The organism is Streptomyces sp. NPDC052114 (assembly GCF_040680155.1).
Lineage (GTDB): Bacteria > Actinomycetota > Actinomycetes > Streptomycetales > Streptomycetaceae > Streptomyces.
Genome location: NZ_JBFAWC010000005.1, coordinates 53,907 through 72,322, shown reverse-complemented (window position 1 = coordinate 72,322; position 18,416 = coordinate 53,907). Strand labels below are relative to the sequence as shown.

General features: G+C 73.0%; 17 protein-coding genes. 13 read left to right on the top strand and 4 right to left on the bottom strand.

What is annotated here, in order from left to right; translation table 11 throughout:
• Window positions 1-245 precede the first annotated feature (245 nt).
• The gene (locus AB0L89_RS12585) at window positions 246-983 is read left to right on the top strand and encodes a ferritin-like fold-containing protein (protein ID WP_365138751.1); all 738 of its coding nucleotides are present in this window, start codon (window positions 246-248) and stop codon (window positions 981-983) included.
• A gap of 170 nt (window positions 984-1,153) precedes the next feature.
• Here AB0L89_RS12585 and AB0L89_RS12580 read toward each other — a convergent pair whose 3' ends face one another.
• From AB0L89_RS12580 to AB0L89_RS12565, 4 genes are all read right to left on the bottom strand, one after another.
• Entirely contained in the window at window positions 1,154-1,423 is a 270-nt protein-coding gene (locus AB0L89_RS12580; RefSeq protein WP_365138748.1) for a hypothetical protein, read from the bottom strand.
• A gap of 176 nt (window positions 1,424-1,599) precedes the next feature.
• Entirely contained in the window at window positions 1,600-1,827 is a 228-nt protein-coding gene (locus AB0L89_RS12575; protein ID WP_365138745.1) for a DUF3107 domain-containing protein, read from the bottom strand.
• Between the two features lie 138 nt (window positions 1,828-1,965).
• Complete coding sequence (locus AB0L89_RS12570) at window positions 1,966-2,607, bottom strand: TetR/AcrR family transcriptional regulator (RefSeq protein WP_365138742.1); 642 nt, start codon at window positions 2,605-2,607, stop codon at window positions 1,966-1,968.
• A gap of 224 nt (window positions 2,608-2,831) precedes the next feature.
• The gene (locus tag AB0L89_RS12565) at window positions 2,832-3,050 is read right to left on the bottom strand and encodes a hypothetical protein (protein WP_365138739.1); all 219 of its coding nucleotides are present in this window, start codon (window positions 3,048-3,050) and stop codon (window positions 2,832-2,834) included.
• A gap of 126 nt (window positions 3,051-3,176) precedes the next feature.
• On the opposite strand from AB0L89_RS12565, the gene AB0L89_RS12560 reads away from it, so the two are divergent.
• The 12 genes from AB0L89_RS12560 (at window position 3,177) to moeZ (ending at window position 18,333) form a co-directional block, all read left to right on the top strand.
• Window positions 3,177-4,169, top strand: a complete 993-nt coding sequence (locus AB0L89_RS12560; protein ID WP_365138736.1) for an alpha/beta hydrolase — start codon at window positions 3,177-3,179, stop codon at window positions 4,167-4,169.
• Window positions 4,170-4,177: 8 nt separating this feature from the next.
• Window positions 4,178-5,548 (top strand): DUF3152 domain-containing protein, encoded by a 1,371-nt coding sequence (locus AB0L89_RS12555; RefSeq protein ID WP_365138733.1) that lies wholly within the window; start codon window positions 4,178-4,180, stop codon window positions 5,546-5,548.
• A gap of 79 nt (window positions 5,549-5,627) precedes the next feature.
• A complete protein-coding gene (locus tag AB0L89_RS12550; protein WP_324964634.1) occupies window positions 5,628-5,720 on the top strand; it encodes an Ms4533A family Cys-rich leader peptide in 93 nt (30 codons plus the stop codon).
• A gap of 180 nt (window positions 5,721-5,900) precedes the next feature.
• Window positions 5,901-7,625, top strand: coding sequence for an ABC transporter substrate-binding protein (locus tag AB0L89_RS12545; RefSeq protein ID WP_365138730.1), 1,725 nt, complete (start codon window positions 5,901-5,903; stop codon window positions 7,623-7,625).
• On the top strand, window positions 7,622-8,557 hold the full coding sequence (locus tag AB0L89_RS12540) for an ABC transporter permease (protein ID WP_365138727.1): 936 nt from the start codon (window positions 7,622-7,624) through the stop codon (window positions 8,555-8,557). Before AB0L89_RS12545 ends, AB0L89_RS12540 begins: the two co-directional genes overlap by 4 nt.
• A complete protein-coding gene (locus AB0L89_RS12535; protein WP_365138724.1) occupies window positions 8,554-9,543 on the top strand; it encodes an ABC transporter permease in 990 nt (329 codons plus the stop codon). The genes AB0L89_RS12540 and AB0L89_RS12535 overlap by 4 nt, the downstream gene beginning before the upstream one ends.
• Window positions 9,540-11,141: an ABC transporter ATP-binding protein gene (locus AB0L89_RS12530; protein ID WP_365138721.1), complete on the top strand. Its 1,602-nt coding sequence runs from the start codon at window positions 9,540-9,542 to the stop codon at window positions 11,139-11,141. The genes AB0L89_RS12535 and AB0L89_RS12530 overlap by 4 nt, the downstream gene beginning before the upstream one ends.
• Window positions 11,142-11,405: 264 nt before the next feature.
• Window positions 11,406-13,385, top strand: a complete 1,980-nt coding sequence (locus AB0L89_RS12525; RefSeq protein WP_365138718.1) for a DUF3492 domain-containing protein — start codon at window positions 11,406-11,408, stop codon at window positions 13,383-13,385.
• Window positions 13,386-14,026: 641 nt separating this feature from the next.
• On the top strand, window positions 14,027-15,256 hold the full coding sequence (locus AB0L89_RS12520; RefSeq protein WP_365138715.1) for a hypothetical protein: 1,230 nt from the start codon (window positions 14,027-14,029) through the stop codon (window positions 15,254-15,256).
• 144 nt (window positions 15,257-15,400) lie between these two features.
• Entirely contained in the window at window positions 15,401-16,354 is a 954-nt protein-coding gene (locus AB0L89_RS12515; RefSeq protein WP_365138712.1) for an NAD-dependent epimerase/dehydratase family protein, read from the top strand.
• On the top strand, window positions 16,342-17,091 hold the full coding sequence (locus AB0L89_RS12510) for a spherulation-specific family 4 protein (protein ID WP_365138709.1): 750 nt from the start codon (window positions 16,342-16,344) through the stop codon (window positions 17,089-17,091). The genes AB0L89_RS12515 and AB0L89_RS12510 overlap by 13 nt, the downstream gene beginning before the upstream one ends.
• 63 nt (window positions 17,092-17,154) lie before the next feature.
• Window positions 17,155-18,333, top strand: coding sequence for an adenylyltransferase/sulfurtransferase MoeZ (moeZ, locus tag AB0L89_RS12505; RefSeq protein WP_365138706.1), 1,179 nt, complete (start codon window positions 17,155-17,157; stop codon window positions 18,331-18,333).
• Window positions 18,334-18,416: the final 83 nt, after the last annotated feature.

The window sequence follows — 18,416 nt, the reverse complement described above, 5'->3', positions numbered from 1 at the left end:
ACCGCTGAGGTTCCCTCCTCATGCCGCACGCACCTGTGCGTGCCGCCTGGAGGGCTGTCGGGTCGGAGCCGATCGGGCCACCGACCGGGCATCCTCATTCGTACGGCCCGTCGAATACTCGGCGGGCGCATTACCACTGTACCCCGGAATCTCGCATACGTGTCCGGCGAACTCGTCACATGGCCGTCGTCACAGTGACTGACCAGGGACTTACGCCTTACGGCAGGCGGGCTATTGTGCGCTTCATGGAGACGCCTGACACTTCCGCTGAATCCACCCCCGAGCCCACCGGGGTCGCCGCCCAGGACTGGGCGAAAGCTTCCGCCGAGCCCCACTACCGCGCCGCCGTCGTCGACCTGCTCGGCGCGCTCGCCTACGGGGAGCTCGCGGCGTTCGAGCGGCTCGCGGAGGACGCGAAGCTGGCGCCGACGCTCGGCGACAAGGCGGAGCTGGCGAAGATGGCGTCGGCGGAGTTCCACCACTTCGAGCAGCTCAGGGACCGGCTGTCCGCGATCGGCGCGGAGCCGACCGAGGCCATGGAGCCGTTCGTCGCCGCGCTCGACGGCTTCCACCGCCAGACCGCGCCGTCCGACTGGCTGGAGGGCCTGGTCAAGGCGTACGTCGGCGACTCGATCGCCAGTGACTTCTACCGCGAGGTCGCGGCCCGGCTCGACGCCGATACGCGCGAGCTGGTGCTCGGCGTCCTCGACGACACCGGGCACGCCAGCTTCGCCGTGGAGAAGGTGCGGGCCGCGATCGACGCGGACCCGCGCGTGGGCGGGCGGCTCGCGCTGTGGGCGCGGCGGCTGATGGGCGAGGCCCTTTCGCAGTCGCAGCGGGTGGTCGCCGACCGGGACGCGCTGTCGACCATGCTGGTCGGGGGCGTCGCCGACGGGTTCGACCTCGCGGAGGTCGGGCGGATGTTCTCGCGGATCACCGAGGCGCACACCAAGCGGATGGCTGCGTTGGGCCTGGCGGCCTGATTCGGGGGCGCCCTTTGTGTGAGGGTGCCTTCCGCGCGGGGGCGTCCGCGGGTGCGTCGTGGCTTGTCGCGCAGTTCCCCGCGCCCCTTATGGGGCGCTCCCGTCGTCGATCGGGTGCGCGCCCGCGCGGCGGAGCCGCAGGTGTCACAGCCCCGCGCCCCTTCGGGGTGCTACGCCGGTGCCGAGCGGTGGATTCTGCGGCGGGTGGGGCGGAGCAGGAGGGACAGCAGGGCCACGGAGACGGCCAGGGCTCCCGCGAGGGTCGCGGGGGCGTGGCCGGGGCCGAGTGCCATGTGTGTGATGAACGCGCCGACGAGCGCGCCCGCGGTGCCCGTCGACAGGACGAGGCTGCGCGCGGGCAGCCGGTGCCCCAGTCGGTGCGCGGCGGCCCAGGCCAGGGCGAGGCCGAGCAGTGTGGCGCCGAGCGCTTCCAGAATCACGGTGGTGCCCTCCCTCGCGGCCAGGTGCAAATCGGTCGTAGCCGGTCTACCCCAGGCGGCCGGAACGCAACCCTCCATGATCCGGCGGCACCGGCCCCGCTCCGTACAACGCACAAGAACGGCCCGGTGGTTGAGGTCAACCACCGGGCCGTTCTGCACGATCCGGGCAGAGCGTCCTACAGGGCGCTGAAGCCCACCTTGCGGGCGGTCGGCTCCCCGAGCTCCACGTACGCGAGGCGGTCGGCCGGAACCAGGACCTTGCGGCCGTGCTCGTCCACGAGGCTCAGCAGCGGCGACTTGCCGGACAGCGCCTCGGACACCGCCTGCTCGATCTCCGCGGGGCTCTGCCCGCTCTCCAGCACGATCTCGCGGGGCGCGTACTGCACGCCGATCTTGACCTCCACGGCTATGTCCCTCCGACGGTCAGTCTGTGCGCGGCCGTCCGCGCCGTACCAGCACACATTAGCCCGGTGAGGGGACGCCGACGGCCGCGGCCGTGCACGCCGTCAGCGAACACCGGACGGGAACAAAAGCGCGAGGGCTCAGTGTCCTTCGGTGCCGTGCAGCGGGAAGCCCGCGATGCCGCGCCAGGCGAGCGACGTGAGCAGCTGCACCGCCGTGTCGCGCGGCACGGTGCTGCCGCTGGCGAGCCAGTACCGCGCGACCACCTGCGAGTACCCGCCGAGGCCGACGGCCAGGAGCATCGCCTCGTCCCTGGGCAGGCCGGTGTCCTCGGCGATGACCTCGCAGATCGCCTCCGCGCACTGGAGCGTGACGCGCTCCACGCGCTCGCGGACCGCGGGCTCGTTCGTCAGGTCGGACTCGAAGACCAGGCGGAAGGCGCCGCCCTCGTCCTCGACGTACGCGAAGTAGGCGTCCATCGTCGCCGCGACGCGGAGCTTGTTGTCCGAGGTGGACGCGAGCGCCGTGCGCACGGACTGGAGGAGCGACTCGCAGTGCTGGTCGAGCAGGGCCAGGTACAGGTCGAGCTTGCCCGGGAAGTGCTGGTAGAGCACGGGCTTGCTGACGCCGGCGCGCTCGGCGATGTCGTCCATCGCCGCCGCGTGGTACCCCTGCGCGACGAATACCTCCTGGGCCGCCCCGAGGAGCTGGTTGCGTCGGGCACGGCGCGGCAGGCGTGTGCCCCGCGGGCGTGCCGCCTCTGTCTGCTCGATGGCTGTCACGCCGCCTCCCAAATCGTCCGATGTGCGGTGTGCGCCGCGCCGCCATCGTACTTTTCGGTAACAGTGATGTGCGCGGTGCGAGCGCAGAATTTCACGGACTGGACCGGCGCAGAAGGGCTCCGCGACGGCGCGTAGCAGGGCAAATACGGTCAGGGCGGGGCCGGTGCTCCCCGGTTGTCCCGCGGATGCTCGGCGGGCTCCCGGTGCCGGGTGCCCGCCGATGCTCAGCGGTAGTCGTCCTCGTCGAGGCTGACGACGCGGGCCTGCTCCGCGAGATCGCCCTCGGCGGCGGCGTCGCGGTCGGCGTCGGCCAGGGAGTCGTCCCTGCTGGGGGCGAGGTCGGCGTGCTGCTCCGCCGCGTCCGCCTCCGGGGCCTCGACGTCGGCCTCGGCCGCGGGCTCTTCCGGGTCGAAGGTGTCGGGATCGGTCGGATCGACGCTCATGTATTCGAGCGTAGGAGACGTACGGGCGCGGCGCTACGTGGTCCGCCTGCGATGGTCCGGGATTCATGTGTCATCTGTGACGGCGAACACGTGAACTAGCGCGTGATCGTCTCGTAACATTGCCGCATGTCTTCGACCGAGCTGCCGAACCCGCCGGCCATCGCTGTCGCGCCCAGGCCGGGTGCCGTGGCGGTCGCGGAGGGGGAGCGGCTCGACTCGGTCGGCCTGCCCGGACTCACGCTGAGCGTGCGGTCCCGGCCGCCGGCCCGCCCCGGACTTCCGCCCGCCCTGTACGTGCACGGGCTCGGCGGCTCCTCGCAGAACTGGTCGGCCCTGATGCCGCTCCTGGAGGACGTCGTCGACGGCGAGGCGCTCGACCTGCCCGGCTTCGGGGACTCCCCACCGCCGGACGACGGCGACTACTCCGTCACCGGGCACGCCCGCGCCGTCATCCGCCATCTCGACGCGCGCTCCCGCGGGCCCGTCCACCTCTTCGGCAACTCCCTGGGCGGCGCCGTCACCACGCGCGTCGCCGCGGTCCGCCCCGACCTCGTGCGGACGCTGACGCTGGTCTCGCCCGCGCTGCCGGAGCTGCGGGTGCAGCGCACCGCGGTGCCGACGGGGCTGCTCGCGGTGCCGGGCGTCGCCGCCCTCTTCACGCGGCTCAGCAAGGACTGGACGGCCGAGCAGCGGGTGCGCGGCGTCATGGGGCTCTGTTACGGCGACCCGGGCCGGGTGACGCCGGAGGGGTTCCGCGCGGCCGTGCGGGAGATGGAGCGCAGGCTCCAGCTCCCCTACTTCTGGGACGCGATGGCCCGCTCGGCCCGCGGGATCGTGAACGCGTACACGCTCGGCGGCCAGCACGGGCTGTGGCGGCAGGCCGAGCGGGTGCTCGCGCCGACCCTGCTCGTCTACGGCGGGCGCGATCTGCTCGTCTCGTACCGCATGGCGCACAAGGCCGCCGCCGCGTTCCGCGACTCGCGGCTGCTCACGCTGCCCGACGCCGGGCACGTGGCGATGATGGAGTATCCGGAGAGCGTGGCCACGGCCTTCCGTGAACTGCTCGTGGACACCGCCGGTTCGAGCGCCTCCGGCGCGCGCACGGCCGTGGGGAGCTGAGTCGGGGAGTGGGACGTCACAGCCGCCGTGGTCCGGCGGAGACACCTGACAACAGCAGCACCTCGGGGACACCGCTTTCGCACGGTGTGGGACCGCAGCCGGGCCCCGGCAGCGGCCGTCGCAGACGCGCCCCGGGGGCGGGCGGGACTCCCGCGCACGGGACCCCCGCACAGGGCACTCCCGCGGCCGGTACCCCCGCGCACGGCATACCCCGGGCGACTCCGCCGCACGGTGTGCCGCACGTCCGCGGCGGGCATCCCGAGCAGCGGGAGCCCGGTGGCGGCTGGGGCGAGGTCACCGGGACCGGTGGCGGTCCGCGCGCGGGCGCCGGGTACGGCATTCCCGGGCCCCGCCAGGAGTACATGGCGGCCTTCCCCGACGAGGGGCGGTCCTCCGCCGAGGGCGCGCCGAAGCCGGGCGCGCAGCCCCCGCCGCCCCGCGATCCGTACGCCTCCGTCACCGACTGGGACGACGCCGACGCGCACGAACTCGACCCCGATGACGGCGAGTTCACGGCGGACGACGAGCGCGAGGGCGGCCGGAAGAACGGTCGCGGCCGTGCCTTCACCGGCATCGCGGCCGCCGCCGTGACCACCGTGCTCGCCGTGGTCGTGGCGGGCCAGGTCGCCGACGGGCCGGACGACCCGGACGAGCAGACCCGCGCCGCCCCCGGCGGCGGCGTGCGCGACACCGAGGACCCCGCCTCGCGCTCGGACCGCCGGCCGACGCCGGCCGACGGGCAGGACGCGAAGCCGGCGACGTACGACCAGAAGATGGGCGAGAAATACCCGCTGGACCCGAAGCTGAAGGCGTCCGGCGATTTCGAGGCGATATCCGGATTCGACAAGGCGCCCGGCAAGGGGCGGAAATTCCGCTATCGCGTCGACGTCGAGAAGGGGCTCGGCCTGGACGGCAAGCTCTTCGCGGAGGCCGTGCAGAAGACCCTGAACGACGACCGGAGTTGGGCCCACGCGAAGGCCCGCACTTTTGAGCGGATATCGTCGGGGCAACCCGATTTCGTCATTACGCTCGCGAGTCCGGGAACCACCGCGGTCTGGTGCGCGAAATCCGGACTCGACACGACCCAGGACAATGTGTCGTGCGATTCCGCGGCGACGGAACGCGTGATGGTCAACGCCTATCGGTGGGCGCAGGGCGCGAAGACCTACGGCGACGCCGTCCAGAAGGAGTTCGGCAACGCCATCCACCCCTACCGTCAGATGTTGATCAACCACGAGGTCGGGCACCGGCTCGGCTTCAACCACACGGACTGCACCAAGGACGGCGACCTCGCGCCCGTCATGCAGCAGCAGACCAAGTTCCTCGACCACGACGGGATCAAGTGCAAGGCCAACCCCTGGGCCTTCCCCAAGAGTTGAGGCAGGGGGCCGGGCGGGCCGTGCGGTCACCGCGGTGACCGCTTTGACATCCGTCGGAAGTTCGTTCATATTTCTGCGCATGTCGAACCGTCACGCCCCGTCGAGCGCCGCCATTGAGCTGGCGCTGTTCGGCGTGACCGCGCTCTGCGTGGCCGACATCCACTGTTGCTGACGCCCGCCCCGGCGAGTGCGTCGCTCTTTCCTCAGCCGCTGCTGCCCCCGGCCGCCCCTTTCCGCTGCCGGTAGCCGTCCGCCGCTGCCCTTTCCGCGCCTTCTCCGGGGCGAGCCCTCCGCTCGATTCCTGCTGATCCGCTGCCGCATGCGCAGCGTTCCCCCGAGAGGTCTCCTTCCGATGCGTCGATCGTCCGTCATAGCCCGCCGTGTGGCAGCGGCATCCGTCAGCCTGGTCCTGGCCTCGGGCGCCGCCGCCTGCGCGGGCCCGAAGGACAACGACGCCGGCGGCGACGGCAAGCCCGCCAAGGGCGGCACCCTGACCGTCCTCAACCGCGACCCGCAGACCGACTTCGACCCCGCGCGGCTCTACACCTCCGGCGGCGGCAACGTGCCGAGCCTCGTCTTCCGCACGCTCACCACCCGCAACCGCGAGGACGGCGCCCAGGGCGCCGAGGTCGTCCCCGACCTCGCCACGGACCTCGGCAAGCCGAGCAAGAACGCCACCGTGTGGACGTACACCCTGAAGAAGGGCCTCAAGTACGAGGACGGCTCGCCGATCACCTCGGCGGACGTGAAGTACGGCATCGAGCGGTCCTTCGCCGCCGAACTCAGCGGTGGCGCGCCCTACTTGAGGGACTGGCTCATCGGCGGCGACAAGTACCAGGGCCCCTACAAGGACAAGAGCGGCAAGGGTCTGGAGTCGATCGAGACGCCCGACGAGCGCACCCTCGTCTTCCACCTGAACAAGCCCGAGGGCGAGTTCCCCTACCTCGCGACGCAGACCCAGTTCACGCCGGTGCCCAAGGCCAAGGACAAGGGAACCAAGTACGAGGAGCACCCGGTCTCGTCGGGCCCGTACAAGGTCGTCGAGAACGAGAACGACGGCGAGCGGCTGCGCCTGGAGCGCAACCCGCACTGGTCCCCGAAGCTCGACGAGGAGCGCAAGGCCTACCCGGACGTCATCGACGTGCGCTCCGGCCTCGACTCCTCCGTCATCAACCAGCGGCTCTCCGCGAGCCAGGGCGACGACGCGGCCGCCGTCACCACCGACACCAACCTCGGCCCGGCCGAGCTCGCCCGGCTCGGCGGCAAGGACGACACGTCCGCCCACGTCGGCACCGGCCACTTCGGCTACACCAACTACCTGGCCTTCAACCCGAAGGTGAAGCCCTTCGACGACCCGAAGGTGCGCCAGGCGATCTCGTACGCCGTGGACCGCTCCTCGGTGATCAACGCCGCCGGCGGTTCCTCGCTCGCCGAGCCCGCCACGACCTATCTGCCCAACCAGAAGTCCTTCGGCTACACGAAGTACGACCACTTCCCGGCGGGCGAGAACGGCAACCCGAAGAAGGCCGAGGAGCTCCTGAAGGAGGCCGGGTACAAGGACGGGCTCACCGTCACCCTGGTGCACTCCAACGCCAAGGACTTCGAGACCAGCCCGGAGATCGCCACCGCCCTCCAGGACGCCCTGAAGAAGGCCGGCATCACCGTCAAGCTCAAGGGACTCGAAGACAACGACTACAAGGACACCGTCCACAGCGCCAAGAAGGAGCCCGGTCTCTTCCTGTCGCACTGGGGTGCCGACTGGCCCTCCGGCGGTCCCTTCCTCGCGCCCATCTTCGACGGACGCCAGATCGTCGAGGACGGCTACAACTTCAACTCCGGCTTCCTGAACGACAAGTCCGTCAACGACGAGATCGACGAGATCAACAAGCTCACCGACCTCAAGGCCGCCGCCGCGCGCTGGGGCGCCCTCGACAAGAAGATCGGCGAGAAGGCGCTGACCGTGCCGCTGTTCCACCCCGTCTACAAGCGCCTGTACGGCAAGGACGTCAAGAACATCGTCATCAGCGACTGGACCGGTGTCCTCGACGTCTCGCAGGTCGCGGTGAAGTCGTCGTGACGTTCGGCTCCGTCTTCCGGGGGCGGCTGCGCGAGCAGCGCGCCGCCCTCGTCGCGGCGGGCGTCGTCGCCCTGCTCGTCCTCGTGGCGCTCGCCGCCCCGCTGCTCACCGCCCTGGAGGGGCAGGACCCCACCACGTACCACCCGGATCTGATCGACTCGGCGCGCGGCGGCGTGCCGATCGGCTCCTTCGGCGGGATCAGCGGCGAGCACTGGCTGGGCGTCGAGCCGCAGACCGGGCGCGACCTCTTCGCCCGCCTCGTGTACGGCGCCCGGGTCTCGCTCGGCGTCGCGCTCGCCGCGACCGCCGTGCAGGTCTTCATCGGTGTCGCCGTCGGCATCGCGGCCGGGCTCGGCAACCGCTGGGTGGACCAGGCGCTCAGCCGCGCCACCGACGTCATCATCGCCCTGCCGCTGGTGGTCCTCGCGCTCGCCCTGATGGCGGTCGTGCCCAGCGGCTTCCCGCGGCCGGTGCTCGTCGCCCTGGTCATCGGGCTCGTCGCCTGGGGCAACATGGCCAAGATCGTGCGCGCCCAGACGGTCACGCTCAAGGAGCTCGACCACGTCGCCGCCGCCCGGCTCAGCGGCTGGAGCACCCTGCGCATCGCCCGGCGCGAACTGCTGCCCGCGCTCGCCGCGCCCGTCATCACCTACGCGGCGCTGCTCGTCCCCATGAACATCACCGTCGAGGCCGCCCTGTCCTTCCTCGGCGTGGGCGTCCAGCCGCCCACCCCTTCATGGGGACAGATGCTCACGGCCGCGGACGTCTGGTACCAGGCGGCGCCGCAGTACCTGCTGTTCCCGGCGGGCGCGCTGTTCGTCACCGTGTTCGCGCTCACCGTCCTCGGCGACGGCGTGCGCACCGCGCTCGACCCGCGGGCCGCCTCGCGGCTGAGGATCGGCACGGGACGCAAGCGGGAGGCCCGCGCATGACCGGCTTCCTGCTGCGGCGCCTGGTGGGCGCCGTCGTCACCCTCCTCGCCATCTCGGTGATCGTCTACGCGGTGTTCTACGCCGCGCCCGGCGACGTCGCCCAGATCACCTGCGGCCCGCGCTGCTCGCCCGCCCAGGTCCAGCAGGTCGCCGAGCAACTGCGCCTCGACGACCCGCTGTACGTCCGCTACTGGGACTTCCTCCAGGGCATCGTCGCCGGCCACGACTACTCCACCGGCACGGGCACCGAGCACTGCTCCGCCCCCTGCCTCGGCGTCTCCTACCAGAGCGACCAGCAGGTCACCGCGCTGATCGTGGCGAAGCTGCCGGTCACCGCTTCGCTGGCGCTCGGCGCGATGGTCATGTGGCTGATCCTCGGGGTCGGCGGCGGGGTCCTCTCCGCCTGGCGGCGCGGCCGGCTCAGCGAGCGCGTGGTCACCGCCGTCACGCTCGCCGGCACCGCCACGCCCGTCTTCGTCATCGGCCTGCTGCTGATGATCGTGGTCTGCGGCCAGCTCCAGTGGCTGCCCTTCCCGCAGTACGTGCCCTTCACGGACGACCCGACGCAGTGGGCGTGGAACCTCCTGCTGCCGTGGCTGTCGCTCGCGCTGATCGAGGCCGCCAAGTACGCGCGCCTGACCCGCTCCTCGATGCTGGAGACGCTCGCCGACGACCACGTGCGGACCTTCCGCGCGTACGGCGTGGGGGAGCGGTCGATCGTCGGGAAGCACGCGCTGCGCGGCGCCGTCGCACCCGTCATCGCGCTCACCGCCAACGACTTCGGGTCGATGTTCGGGGGCGCCGTGCTCAGCGAGACGCTGTTCGGGCTGCCCGGCATCGGGCGCGAACTCGTGCACGCCGTCAAGGTCGTCGACCTGCCGGTGGTGGTCGGCCTCGTCATGGTCACCGGCTTCTTCGTGGTGCTCGCCAATGCCGTCGCGGACGTGCTGTACGCGCTGGCCGACCGACGGGTGGTCCTGACGTGAGTCTCGTACAAGTCACCGATCTCTCCGTGGAGTTCGCCTCCGGGGTGAAGGCCGTGGACGGGCTCTCGTTCACGCTGGCGCCGGGCGGCGCGCTCGCCCTGGTCGGCGAGTCGGGGTCCGGCAAGTCGACCGTGGCCTCCGCGCTGCTCGGACTCCACCGGGGCACCGGCGCGCGGGTCGACGGATCGGTCCTGGTCGACGGCGTCGACGTACAGGAGGCGTCCGACGTCGAGCTGCGGCGGCTGCGCGGCGGCAAGGCCGCGATGGTCTTCCAGGACCCGCTGTCCTCCCTCGACCCGTACTACGGCGTCGGCGACCAGATCGCCGAGGTGCACCGCGTGCACACCGGGGCGTCCCGGCGGGCGGCACGCGCGCGTGCCGTGGAGGTGCTCGACCGGGTCGGCATCCCCGACGCCGCCCGGCGCGCCCGCTCGCGCCCGCACGAGTTCAGCGGCGGCATGCGCCAACGCGCCCTGATCGCCATGGCGCTGGCGTGCGAGCCCGCGCTGCTGATCGCCGACGAGCCGACCACCGCGCTCGACGTCACCGTCCAGGCCCAGATCCTCGACCTGCTGCACACGCTGCGGGACGAGACCGGCATGGGCCTGCTCCTGGTCACCCACGACGTGGGCGTCGCGGCGGAGAGCGCCGACGAGGTCCTGGTCATGCGGGGCGGCCGTGCCGTGGAGCGCGGGACGGTCGGCGAGGTACTCGGGTCGCCGCGCGAGACGTACACGCGCGAACTCCTGAGCGCCGTGCCGCGCGTGGACGCGCCGCTGGTCCGGTCCGCGAAGGAGACGGGCGACGTCGTCCTCGAAGCCACCGGACTGCGCAGGGAGTTCGGGCGCGGCCGGCGCGCGGTCACCGCCGTCGACGACGTCTCGCTCACCGTCCGCCGCGGGGAGACCCTCGGCGTCGTGGGCGAGAGCGGCAGCGGCAAGACCACGCTCGGGCGGATGCTCGTGGGTCTGCTGGCGCCGACCGCCGGGCAACTCCGGTACGGGGGTACGGAGATGCCCGGCGGCAAGGTGGTCCCCGGCGTGCAGATGGTGTTCCAGGACCCCGTCTCCTCGCTCAACCCGCGCCGCTCCATCGGCGAGTCCATCGCCGACCCGCTGCGCGCGCGGGGCGAGGACGACGCCTCCGTACGGGGGCGTGCGCGCGAGCTCCTGGAGCGCGTGGGGCTCGAACCGGCGCACTACGACCGCTTTCCGCACGAGTTCAGCGGCGGTCAGCGCCAGCGCGTCGGCATCGCGCGGGCACTCGCCGCCGAGCCGCGGCTCATCGTGTGCGACGAGCCGGTCTCGGCGCTGGACGTGACGACGCAGGCCCAGGTGACCGCGCTCCTCGCCGAGTTGCAGCGGGAGCTGGGGCTCGCCCTGGTGTTCGTCGCGCACGACCTCGCGGTGGTACGACAGGTCAGCGACCGGGTCGCCGTGATGCGGCAGGGCCGGATCGTGGAGTCGGGACCGGTGGCCGAGGTCTACGGATCGCCGCGGGACCCGTACACGCGACGGCTGCTCGCCGCCGTGCCCGCGCTGGATCCGCGGACGGCCGCGCGGCGGCGGGAGGCCCGCGGGGAGCCCGCCGCGGCCTGACGCACCCGGACGGTACTTCCGCCGCTCCGTCTTCCGCACGCTCCGTACTCCCCACGCTCCGTACTCTCCGTGGCGAAAGAGCGCCCCTGAGGCGCCATAGCGCGACGGAACGCTACCGGTGCGGGAAAGTTACGGCCGTTCACCCCTTCTGGTGGCGCGACGGACAACCGTCCATCGCGCCACCGGCATGACCGCATACGTTCGTCCCGCTGCGAGCCGCCGGTCCAACGGCGGCTCCCCAGAAGGGAGATCGGGGGTGCGTTCGTGCGCGTCGGACTGCTTACGGAGGGTGGCTATCCGTATGTGAGCGGTGAGGCGAGGCTCTGGTGCGACCGGCTCGTGCGCGGGCTCGGGCAGCACGAGTTCGACGTCTACGCCCTCAGCCGCAGCGCGCGGCAGGAGGCGCGGGGACGCGTCGAACTGCCGCCCCAGGTCATCCGGGTGCGCACCGCTCCGCTGTGGACCGTCGACGACGAGGCGCTCTGCGGCGCCGGACCCCGCGGCGGGCGCGGACGGCGGGCGCGGCGGCGGTTCGCGGAGTGCTTCGGGGAGCTGGCGGACGCGGTCTGCCGGGGCGGGTCCGCGGGGGCCGGCGGGGGATGCGGCGGTGGCGCGGTGGGCGCGGGGCCCGCGGCCGGCGCTTCGGCCGGGCTCTCCATGGCCTCCTCGCCCGGGGTCCCGCCCGCCTCCGAGCCGGGCCGCGGCGCCGTGGCGGACCGTTTCGGCAGCGCGCTGTACGGCCTCGCCGAACTCGCCCGCGACGAGGGCGGACTGGTCGGCGCGCTGCGCTCCGAGTCCGCCGTCCGCGCACTGGAGCGGGCCTGTCGCGCGCCCGGCGCGCTGCGGTCCGCCCGCGGCGCCCGCGTGCCCGACCTGCTCGCCGCCGCGGGCCTGATCGAGCGGGCGCTGCGCCCGCTCTCCCTCGACTGGTACGAGGACGACGGACTCGGCGCGGTCGACCTGTGCCACGCCACATCCGGCGGGCCCGCGGCGCTGCCCGGCCTGCTCGCCAAGCACTTCGCCGGGGTGCCGCTGCTCGTGACCGAGTACGGCGTGCAGCTGCGGGCCCACTACCTCGCCGCGGGCGGCACAGCCCTGAGTGCGCCGGCGCGTGCGCTGCTCGCCTCCTTCCACGGCCTCCTCGCCGCCGAGGTGTACCACCAGGCCGCTGTCATCACCCCCGGCAACACCCATGCCCGCCGCTGGCAGGAACGGTGCGGCGCCGACCGCGCCAAGCTGCGCACGGTCTACCCGGGCATGGCCGCGGGCCACTTCTCGGAGGTCGGTGAAGGGGGGTACGACGCCTTCGCCGCCGACCCCGCCACGCTCCTGTGGGTCGGCCGCATCGAGCCCGCCAAGGACCTGATCTCGCTGCTCCACGCCTTCGCGGAGGTCCGCAAGGAGGAGCCGGGGGCGCGGCTGCGGATCGTCGGGGCGCCGGGGGAGGGGCCCGAGGCCGCGGAGTACCTCGCGCACTGCCGGGCGCTGGCCGCGCAGCTCTTCCCCGACGAGGCCGACGGGGTGCACGCCGTCGGCGACAACCCCGTCTCCTTCGAGGAGATCGGCGGGCCCGAGGTGCCCGAGCTCGCCGACGCGTACGCCGCGGGCGGCGTCGTGGTGCTCTCCAGCATCGTCGAGGGCTTCCCGATCAGCCTGGTCGAGGCCATGTTCTGCGGGCGCGCGACGGTCTCGACGGACGTCGGCGCGGTGGTGGAGGTCATCGGCGGCACCGGGCTCGTCGTGCCGCCGCGCAATCCGCGGGCGCTCGCGGAGGCGTGCGTGGCGCTGCTGCGCGACCCGGAGCGCTGCGAGCGCCTGGGCGCGGCGGCGCGGGCGCGGGCCCTCGAACTCTTCACCGTCGAGCAGAACGTCGAGGCATTTCGGGGCATTTACCTGGAGATCGTCTCGCACTGTCCCGTGCGGCGGGACGCGGTGGACGAGGCGGGCGAGCCGGTTCCGTTCGCCCACCCGGCGGAGGCCCATGTGCCGGGCCGCTGGGCGGTCGCTGCGGGACCCACGGCGGGACCGGAGGGCGGCGGGGTGCCGGGCGGGGTACCGAGCTGGGCGGTGCCGCAGGACTTCCAGGACTCCCGGGGCACGCAGGACTCCCGGGCTGCCCTGGACTCCCAGATTTCCCGAGAGCCTCACGAACCTCGGGGGCTTCAAGAAGACGACGAGCGAGCCGAGCGAGCCGAGCGGGCAGAGCAGGACGAGCACGACGAGTTGAAGGGGGCCGCCGTATGAGGCGACAGCAGGGTGCGGTGGATGCGACGGACACCGTGGACGCGCCGAGGACTCCGGGGGGCGGGGTCGGCTGGGACTCCCGCTCGGAGGAACTGCTGGCGTCGACGGCGTTGGCACCGGACGGGGCGGGAGTGCCGGGGGTGCCCGGGTCGCCGGGGCTTCCCGGCGCGCCGGGGGTCGGAGTGGCGGGTCCCGGGGGCGCCGGTCTCCTGGGGGCCGCCGGTCGCTCGATCCCCGCCTTCGGGGACGACGGACTCGGTGCCGGGCCCGGCGATGACGAGGACGACAGCGGGTGGAACGCGCGGGGTGAGTCGGACAGCGGCTGGAACGCCCGCGGCGCGGCGGACAGCGGCTGGGACGCCCGGGGAGCGTGCGACAGCGGCTGGGACAGGCGTGGCGGGGGAGGAAGCAGTGGCGGAGAGGGTGACGGGGGAGGCAGTGGCGGGGGAGGCGGCGGTACGGGAGGCAGTGGTGCGGGAGGCGGCGGTGGCTCGGGCGGAGCGAGTGCGGGTGGACTGAGCCGGGGCGCCACCGGTGGCGCGGTCCTCGTCGGGGCACCACGGAGCGCCCTGGCCCATGCGGACCGCGCCACGGCGGCCACGTGCGCCACGGCGACCACACACGTGACCGAGGCCCCTCACGTGACCGAGGCCCCTCGCCTCACCGAGACCCCTCGCCTCACCGAGGCCCCCCGCACCACCGCACCCCTGCGAACCGCCGAGGCCACCCGCACCCCCAAGCCCGCACGGCGCGGCGGCGCCGACCCCGTCAAGGCCCTCATGCACCGCCACCGCGACCTGTGCGCGCGGGCCATCGATCCGTTGGAGATCGCGGCGGGTCTTGAGGCGCACGGGGTGACCGACCGGACGGCCGCCCGGTTCCGGCACCGCGACGTGTTCGCCCTGGCCGAGGAGATGTACGCGCGCGTACCGCGCGGAGACGACACCGCCGAGCACGCCGACCTCGGCTTACAGGCGGGCGACGCCACCCGCGACGTATCCCAAGTGCGCCCAGGAAGCGCTCTGTTCGCGCTGCTGCCCGGCGGGGCGTGCGCGGCGGCCGTGGCGGCGCTCGGCCCGACCGGGGGCGGCACCCGCGTCGCGGTCGGCCTCGGCGGCGCCCTCGCCGTGGGCGCAGCCCTGCGGATCGCCCTGCGGTACGGGCCGCTGCGCGCCGTCACCCGCCCGCCGGCGGCCACGCGCGCGTGGATGTGCTGGCTCCTCGCGTACGCCCTGTGCGGCGACGCCCTGTTGAGGGCGGCGGTCGCGGGCGGCCCCGACGGGCCGGGTGACCTCTGGGAACCCGCCGTCGGCCCGTTCCTCGGGCTCGCCCTCGCCGTCGCGCCCGCCGTCTGGTGCGCCCGCCTCTTCGCCGTACGGGCGAGGGGACGGCTCGGCGCCAGCCGTGGCCTCGATGAATTCGCCTCCTCCGTAAGGCCGTTGCTGTTCGGTGTGTTCGCGCTGTTCCTCGGTGCGCTCGCGGCGCTGCTCGTCGTGTCGGACGCCCTGATCGGCCGCGTGGGCGGCGGTCCTGCCGCCCACGGCGGCCCGTCGGCGCTCGTCGGGGCGGGCGCGCTCGGCGCCCTGCTGCTGCTCGCGCGCCTGCTCGGCGCCTACGGCTTCACCCGGTCCCCGGCCCTGCTCCTCGGAGCCGCCGGAGCGGCCGAACTGGCCGCGCTCGCCCTGGTGTTCGCGGGCCGCCTGCCGGGGTGCGACGCACTGGTCGCACCCGTCACGGCCGCCGTCGACGCCTGGGGCCCCGGCGCCGTGCCCGCCGTCGCGTGCGGTGCCGCCGCGCTCGCCCTCCTGGTCCACGCGGCCAGGACGCTGACCCTGGCCTCGGCCCACGCGGTCCCCGGCGAGGCGCCGTGAGCCGCCCGTCCGCGGACCGACGAGACCACTCTCCCGCGGGGCCGACACCGCGGGCCTTACCCCGTGCCCCACGCAACACCCTGAAGGAGAACGACAGATGACCACCCGCCCCCGCCGTCGAGAGGCCACCCCGGGAGGCGCCCGATGAGGGTGCTGCTGATCGGAGCCAACGGATATCTCGGCCGGTTCGTCGCCGACCGGCTGCTCGCCGACCCGGCCGTCCAGCTCACCGCGCTCGGCCGCGGCGACGACTCGGACGTGCGGTTCGACCTCGCCAACGGCAGTCCCGGCGCGCTCACCCGCTTCCTGGACGCCGTGCACCCGGGCGTCGTCATCAACTGCGCGGGCGCCACGCGGGGCGGTGCCCGCGAGCTGACCCGGCACAACACCGTCGCCGTCGCCACCGTCTGCGAGGCCCTGCGCCGCAGCGGCTGCGGCGCCCGGCTCGTACAACTGGGCTGCGGCGCCGAGTACGGACCGAGCCAGCCCGGCTCGTCCACCGCCGAGGACGCCGTGCCGCGGCCCGGCGGGCCCTACGGCGTCAGCAAGCTGGCCGCCACGGAACTGGTGCTCGGCTCCGGGCTCGACGCCGTCGTGCTGCGCGTCTTCTCGCCCGCGGGGCCCGGTACGCCCGCCGGATCGCCGCTCGGCCGGCTCGCGGAGGCCATGCGGCGCGCGATGCAGGCGGGCGACGGTGAGCTGAAGCTCGGCGGGCTCGGCGTGCAGCGCGACTTCGTCGACGTGCGCGACGTGGCGCGCGCCGTGCACGCCGCCTCGCTCTCCGCGGCCCAGGGCATCGTGAACATCGGCTCGGGCCGTGCCGTGCGCCTGCGGGACGCGGCCGCCGTCCTGGCCCGCGTCGCCGGGTTCGGCGGCGCCCTGCACGAACTGGACCAGGTGCCCGTACGGCCATCCATCGGGCACCCCCGCGGCGAATCAGAGCACGGGGCCCCGGCCGCGTACCCGTACCCGGACGGCTGTGGCAGCTGGCAGCAGGCGGACGTGCGCACCGCGCGCGACCGGCTCGGCTGGCGGCCCCGGATCAACCTCGAAGAGTCACTAGCCGACATCTGGATGGAGGCCGCATGCCGCATCTGACCAGGACCACGAGGGGTGCCGCCGGCACCGACGTACGCATGGGATTCGGCATCCCGGGCTTCGCGCACCCGCTCGTCGCCCCCGCCGAGTGGGCCGAACTCACCCGCCCCGGTGCCCCTTTGAACTGGGTTGTCCTCAATGTCGCGAACGGGCCCGGTGAACGGCCCGATCCGCACTGCCTGGAAGCCGCGGGCCGCCTGCGGAACGCGGGCATCCGGGTGCTCGGGCACCTCGACACGATGTACGGCGCCCGCCCCTTCGGCGAGCTGATCTCCGAGGCGCACCGCTACCTCGACTGGTACCAGGTCGACGGCTTCTCCCTGGACCGCTGTCCCACGGAGCGGGCCGCGCTCCCCGAGGTGCGCAGGACCGTCACGACCCTGCGCGCCATGATCGACGACGCGCACGTCGTGCTCGGCCACGGCACCCACCCGTACCCCGGATACGCCGAGACCGGCGACCAGTTGGTGACCTTCACGGGGCCGTGGAGCGACTACCGCTGGTCGCAGGTGGCCGAGTGGACCGCCGACTACCCGCCCGACCGCTTCTGCCACTTCGTGCACGGCATGCCGCTCGGGCACCTGGAGGAGGCGCTGCGCATCGCGCGCTGGCAGGGGGCTTCGACGATCTTCTTCACCGACCGCGTCGAGCGGGGCGGCCACGGGGACCCCTGGGAGGCCATGCCCGGGTACTGGGACGAAATCGTCTCGCGTATCGGAACAGGTGTCTCGGAATGAAGAAGGGCGTGGCAGTGTTACGGAAAGAACAACCGTACGTAGGAACCGACCAACGGAGTCCCCGTGTCGCTGCCACCCCTGGTCGAGCCCGCATCTGAGCTCACCGTCGACGAGGTCCGCAGGTACTCCCGCCACCTGATCATCCCGGATGTCGGGATGGACGGGCAGAAGCGGCTGAAGAACGCCAAGGTGCTCTGTGTGGGCGCCGGCGGTCTCGGGTCGCCGGCGCTGATGTACCTGGCCGCCGCCGGTGTCGGCACCCTCGGCATCGTCGAGTTCGACGAGGTCGACGAGTCCAATCTGCAGCGCCAGATCATCCACAGCCAGTCGGACATCGGCCGCTCCAAGGCGGAGTCCGCGAAGGACTCGGTCCTCGGCATCAACCCGTACGTGAACGTGGTCCTGCACGAAGAGCGGCTCGAGGCCGACAACGTGATGGACATCTTCGCCCAGTACGACCTGATCGTGGACGGCACGGACAACTTCGCGACCCGTTACCTGGTCAACGACGCGTGCGTGCTCCTGAACAAGCCCTACGTCTGGGGCTCGATCTACCGCTTCGACGGCCAGGCGTCCGTCTTCTGGAGCGAGCACGGCCCGTGCTACCGCTGCCTCTACCCGGAGCCCCCGCCGCCGGGCATGGTCCCCTCCTGCGCCGAGGGCGGCGTCCTCGGCGTGCTGTGCGCGTCGATCGGCTCCATCCAGGTCAACGAGGCCATCAAGCTCCTCGCGGGCATCGGCGAGCCGCTGGTCGGCCGCCTGATGATCTACGACGCCCTGGAGATGCAGTACCGCCAGGTCAAGGTCCGCAAGGACCCGGACTGCGCGGTCTGCGGCGAGAACCCCACCGTCACCGAGCTCATCGACTACGAGGCCTTCTGCGGCGTCGTGTCCGAGGAGGCCCAGGAGGCGGCGGCCGGTTCGACGATCACTCCCAAGCAGCTCAAGGAGTGGATCGACGACGGCGAGAACATCGAGATCATCGACGTCCGCGAGGTCAACGAGTACGAGATCGTCTCGATCCCCGGCGCCAAGCTGATCCCGAAGAACGAGTTCCTCATGGGCAACGCCCTCCAGGACCTCCCGCAGGACAAGAAGATCGTCCTGCACTGCAAGACGGGTGTCCGCAGTGCGGAAGTCCTCGCGGTGCTGAAGTCCGCGGGCTTCGCGGACGCGGTCCACGTGGGCGGCGGCGTGATCGGCTGGGTCCACCAGATCGAGCCCGACAAGCCGGTCTACTAGGCACAGCGCCCGAACGGATGTGGGGCCCGCACCCTCCGCGGAGGGTGCGGGCCCCGTCGTCGTTCCGTACCGGAGGGCGGGCC

Bases quoted from the DNA above. Each gene is read 5' to 3' on its own strand.
- AB0L89_RS12585 (WP_365138751.1), top strand. From the start codon at position 246: ATGGAGACGCCTGACACTTCCGCTGAATCCACCCCCGAGCCCACCGGG.
- AB0L89_RS12565 (WP_365138739.1), bottom strand. From the start codon at position 3,050: ATGAGCGTCGATCCGACCGATCCCGACACCTTCGACCCGGAAGAGCCC.
- AB0L89_RS12560 (WP_365138736.1), top strand. From the start codon at position 3,177: ATGTCTTCGACCGAGCTGCCGAACCCGCCGGCCATCGCTGTCGCGCCC.
- AB0L89_RS12550 (WP_324964634.1), top strand. From the start codon at position 5,628: ATGTCGAACCGTCACGCCCCGTCGAGCGCCGCCATTGAGCTGGCGCTG.
- AB0L89_RS12545 (WP_365138730.1), top strand. From the start codon at position 5,901: ATGCGTCGATCGTCCGTCATAGCCCGCCGTGTGGCAGCGGCATCCGTC.
- AB0L89_RS12535 (WP_365138724.1), top strand. From the start codon at position 8,554: ATGACCGGCTTCCTGCTGCGGCGCCTGGTGGGCGCCGTCGTCACCCTC.
- AB0L89_RS12515 (WP_365138712.1), top strand. From the start codon at position 15,401: ATGAGGGTGCTGCTGATCGGAGCCAACGGATATCTCGGCCGGTTCGTC.
- AB0L89_RS12510 (WP_365138709.1), top strand. From the start codon at position 16,342: ATGCCGCATCTGACCAGGACCACGAGGGGTGCCGCCGGCACCGACGTA.